At 40.5% G+C, this 4,041-nt stretch carries 4 protein-coding genes and 3 pseudogenes; 3 read left to right on the top strand and 4 right to left on the bottom strand.

The window, feature by feature from the left end:
* Window positions 1-366 precede the first annotated feature (366 nt).
* From LW728_RS23070 to LW728_RS23060, 3 genes and pseudogenes are all read left to right on the top strand, one after another.
* Window positions 367-1,564: pseudogene (locus LW728_RS23070) on the top strand (ISAs1 family transposase); the annotation flags it as partial.
* Window positions 1,565-1,738 (top strand): annotated as a pseudogene (locus tag LW728_RS23065) (IS630 family transposase); the annotation flags it as partial.
* A gap of 533 nt (window positions 1,739-2,271) precedes the next feature.
* Window positions 2,272-2,835, top strand: a complete 564-nt coding sequence (locus LW728_RS23060) for a hypothetical protein (RefSeq protein ID WP_287768503.1) — start codon at window positions 2,272-2,274, stop codon at window positions 2,833-2,835.
* 187 nt (window positions 2,836-3,022) lie between these two features.
* On the opposite strand, the pseudogene LW728_RS23055 reads toward LW728_RS23060, so the two are convergent.
* The 4 genes and pseudogenes from LW728_RS23055 to LW728_RS23040 all read right to left on the bottom strand — a co-directional run.
* A pseudogene (locus LW728_RS23055) lies at window positions 3,023-3,094 on the bottom strand (photosystem Q(B) 2 domain protein); the annotation flags it as partial.
* A 28-nt stretch (window positions 3,095-3,122) separates the two neighbouring features.
* Entirely contained in the window at window positions 3,123-3,479 is a 357-nt protein-coding gene (locus LW728_RS23050) for a type II toxin-antitoxin system PemK/MazF family toxin (protein WP_002803583.1), read from the bottom strand.
* 2 nt (window positions 3,480-3,481) lie between these two features.
* On the bottom strand, window positions 3,482-3,712 hold the full coding sequence (locus LW728_RS23045) for a hypothetical protein (protein WP_002803582.1): 231 nt from the start codon (window positions 3,710-3,712) through the stop codon (window positions 3,482-3,484).
* Window positions 3,713-3,804: 92 nt separating this feature from the next.
* The coding region (locus LW728_RS23040; protein ID WP_287768500.1) for a hypothetical protein at window positions 3,805-4,041 on the bottom strand (237 nt) is incomplete at its 5' end.

The following is a 4,041-nucleotide window of genomic DNA, read 5'->3' as shown; positions in this document are numbered from 1 at the left end:
AGCTTCAAGAGACAGTTTTAAAATATCTGCCCATAAAAAACTTATCTCAACTCATAAATTTAGCTGAAATTCTGACCTAATTTGTGGTTTTTTCAATGAATAAAATAATCTTTCCTTCTCTCGAAAAATTGACATTTTTAACTAGAATTTATTTTTTTGAGCGGGACATATTCGGTAAGAATACAGGGTAAGCTCATCTAATTTGGTATAAATTGTACTTGACAAAGATTTCTGAATAGGGTAATCAAATCGCCATAGCACCGTCCCGCACTGCCAGTACCCAGACTTAGCCGCTGCTACCTCTGTATAATTTATAATTAGCCTTAGTCTCACTGTTGTTGATGAAAATTAATGAGGAAATAGCTCATGGGTAAAGGTTTTGCTCCCGTTCTCCCCACCGGAAATAAAGCTCAACTAAAACCTGAGCTTCCTTTAACATCAATAAATGAAATTCAAGCTAGTTTATTGACTTATCTTCAAGATATTCCTGACCCAAGAGTGTCCCGAACCCAAAAACATTTATTAACTGATATTTTAGTCATTGCTGTTTTAGCAGTTATAGCAGGAGCCAAAGGTTGGGAAGACATGGAAAATTATGGACTCAGTAAGCAGTCTTGGTTATCTGAGTTTTTAGAATTACCTAATGGCATTCCTTCTGATGACACTTTTCGGCGGGTTTTTGAACGGATTAACCCGGAAGTTTTGGCCAAAGTTTTGTCTCAATGGCTGCCCCATTTAATCGGTTCTCTTTCGGGGGAAATAGTTCCCATAGACGGGAAAAGTCTCAGAGGTTCTTACGACCGTAATCAAGGAATTAAAGCCTTGCATTTAGTGACGGCTTGGGCGGGGGAGCAGAAATTAGTTTTAGGACAAGTCAAGGTGGAAGATAAATCCAATGAGATTACTGCTATTCCCGCTTTACTAGAACTGTTAGACCTTCAAGGGGCAATTATCACCCTAGATGCTATGGGAACTCAAACGGCGATTATTAATCATATTCAAGCCAAAAAAGCTGACTACGTTGTCGCCCTTAAAGCTAATCATCCGACTCTTTATACTCAGGTCAAAAACTGGTTTGAGCAAGCTCAAGCACATCAATTTGATGGTATTCAATTTAGTTATGATTACCGTCTGGAAAAAGGTCATCATCGCCTCGAAAAACGTTGGTGTTGGGCTGTACCTTTAGAAGCTTTCGGCGGTCTTTATCAACAGGCTCAATGGCAAGGACTTCAAAGTATTATCATGGTTAAACGAGTTCGTCATCTTTGGAATAAAACCACTTGTGAAGTCCAATTTTATCTCAGTTCTCTCCCTGCTGATGCTCAAAAAATAGGTAATGCTATTCGTAAACATTGGGGCATTGAAAATCAGGCTCATTGGATTTTAGATGTTACTTTTAATGAGGATCAATGTCGGATTCGCTCTGGTCACAGCCCTCGTAATGGGAGCCTTCTTGAGACGAGTAGCACTTAACGCTCTTAACCAGGAATCCACTTACCGACGTAGTCTGGCACAAAAAAGTAAACGGGCGGCCATGGATAATAACTATATGATGGCTGTGCTGAAAGAAAATCCAGTTGAAGCAATTTGGTTTCAATTAAAAAATTTGCTCAGGAGGTTTTATCGTTTCGGCAAAAACTTTAAAATTATTAATTTTTTATTTGAATTTTTTGCCAAATACAATCTTTTCAAATTTCCTAACTTGAAAAGATTTGATGCCTTTTCACAACTCATTTAGGTTTGCTATAGTTTCCCTTTTTGTGGTTCACTCTCCAAGCGTTTTCCTATTTCAAGGAAAATTCGGATCTGCCCTACCCTATCTGTTTTACGACAAAAGTTTTTCTTCGATTCATTCAGTCTTTTTGAAGACTTACTGCCTTGTTTAAAGAGTTTTCGGTGGCTCTTGTCTATCTATTTTTCCATCAAAAGTGCTGCACTGTTTCAGCAGAATTTTCACGATGTGCGACGGCATTGCAACCTGAAGAATCTAATATTGTATCACCAAGTCCCCCTAGAAGGGGGAGGCTTTAAACCCAAATTTTCGGTAAACTAGAGAGCGTAATTGACACTGCCGTCGCTGAAAGGGAGTGTATAAATATAGCTCATCAGAGACAAATGATCCTAAATTTCCATGTTGTTCCACTTTATTCCTGAAAGTAGAAACCATTGAAATCGTCAATTTCCACTCATTTTGGGACTGACATCACCCTTAGACCCCGAATATTCTGAAAGTAGCAAGTAAACACGACTTCCCAATTTCAGGAAAAAATTATGAATCTACGTTCTGTCAAGACTATCCTATTAGGTGGTATGTCCCTGTTGGTGGCAACTTTGCCCATCGCTCAAATTGCACAAGTTTCAGCTAGTACAATATGTTCGCCCGTAAATGGGCAATGGTATTTCAGGGGTAACCCCGGCCCAATCATCACGCAGTCGGGCGATCTCCTGACGGTTGATATGTCGGCTTATGGGCGACCCACGGCAACGGGCCGCATACTTAGTCCAACTCAAATTCAAGTCACCTTTCCTGATGATGGTACCTTTGTTGGTACTTTGAATGGTCGGGGTCAGATTAATTGGAACAATAGCACCGTTTGGCAAGCCCTCAGTTTTGCCGGCACTTGGCAGTATGAGGGCAGCCCAGGTCTTGTTGTCACACAGTCAGGCAATCGCCTGAAGGTTGATATGTCGGCTTATCGGCGACCCACAGCGGCAGGAAGAGTCACGGCTCCCGCTAACGCTAGTGTCAGATTTCCCGATGACGCGACTTTCAATGCCATCTTAGTCAGCCCGAGTTGTATTCAATGGTCAAATGGCACAACTTGGACTAAATAAGCATTGCCTAATCCTGCGTTCTTGTTGAATCTACATATAGAGGCGATCATTTTGATCAATTATTGCGATCGCCGATCTTGTAAGTTGGGTGGATGTTCAGGTGATTTGTCGAGAATTTCAATTAAAAAAGGTCGGGGCGAACATTAGCTCACCCCGACCTTTTTTGTCGTAATTATTTGATTAGAACTTAACCATTGATAGCAGGAGCGGTCAGAGCTACAGGAGCCTGTTCACCACTAGCCAAGTCTAAGGGAAAATGGATTCTTTAAATCCTTTTATAACCCCTATTATTCGAGTTCTTGAGGTTCAATAACCAACTTAATTCCCTGAATAATTAATTTGATTTTTTCCTGAGAAAGTCTTCCGATAGAATCCGTTAAAAGACGTTTATCAACCGTGAAAATCTGTGAAACATTAACAACACTGGATTCAGGTAAATTCCCTTCACCCTCATTCAATAAAACATTACCAATAGCTTTTGCTCGTCTCAAATTGGTTGTTAATGGACACACAATAACCGTCCCAATTTGTGACTGATTTAGAGCATCATTTTGCACCACAACACAAGGACGAAGATAAGCAGGTTCAGAACCTTGTGGTTCTCCTAAATCAATCCAATAAATATCACCTTGAAAAATCGTCATATTTACTCAGATAATTGGCATTGATGATGGCGTATTCCCTCTAACATCAAAGTTTCTGATTCGTCCAATCCATCACTATAAGCTTCATTCCAACTATCCATTAATCGTTGTTTAGTTGTTTTTTGATTATTCAATCCTAATTGTTGATGTAACTGCTCCAATAACCATTTTTTATCTTCAAGAGAACAGTCTCGTAATTTTTGTTCCAGTTCAATAATTTGAGGGGATATCATAAGATTAACTCCATTTAACATTGAGCTATATCATAATTCTAACAACAAAAAAGCACCCCCTCGCAGGAGTGCCTTTTCGTTCAGACTAGGAATTAACCATTGATAGCGGGAGCGGTCAGAGCTACGGGAGCCTGTTCACCACTAGCTAAGTCTAAGGGGAAGTTGTGAGCGTTGCGCTCGTGCATTACTTCCATACCGATACCAGCGCGGTTCAGCACATCGGCCCAAGTACCGATTACACGACCTTGAGAATCGAGAATCGACTGGTTGAAGTTGAAACCGTTGAGGTTGAACGCCATGGTGCTAACACCCATCGCCGTAAACCAGAT

This window comes from Microcystis sp. 49638_E5, assembly GCF_021300285.1.
Classification (GTDB): domain Bacteria; phylum Cyanobacteriota; class Cyanobacteriia; order Cyanobacteriales; family Microcystaceae; genus Microcystis; species Microcystis aeruginosa_C.
Note: the sequence above shows the minus strand (reverse complement) of the source record. Positions and strands in the feature narration are given on the sequence as shown.

What these genes read in the sequence shown, in the direction of transcription:
- LW728_RS23060 (WP_287768503.1), top strand. Translation starts at nt 2,272, where the DNA reads ATGAATCTACGTTCTGTCAAGACTATCCTATTAGGTGGTATGTCCCTG.
- LW728_RS23050 (WP_002803583.1), bottom strand. Translation starts at nt 3,479, where the DNA reads ATGACGATTTTTCAAGGTGATATTTATTGGATTGATTTAGGAGAACCA.
- LW728_RS23045 (WP_002803582.1), bottom strand. Translation starts at nt 3,712, where the DNA reads ATGATATCCCCTCAAATTATTGAACTGGAACAAAAATTACGAGACTGT.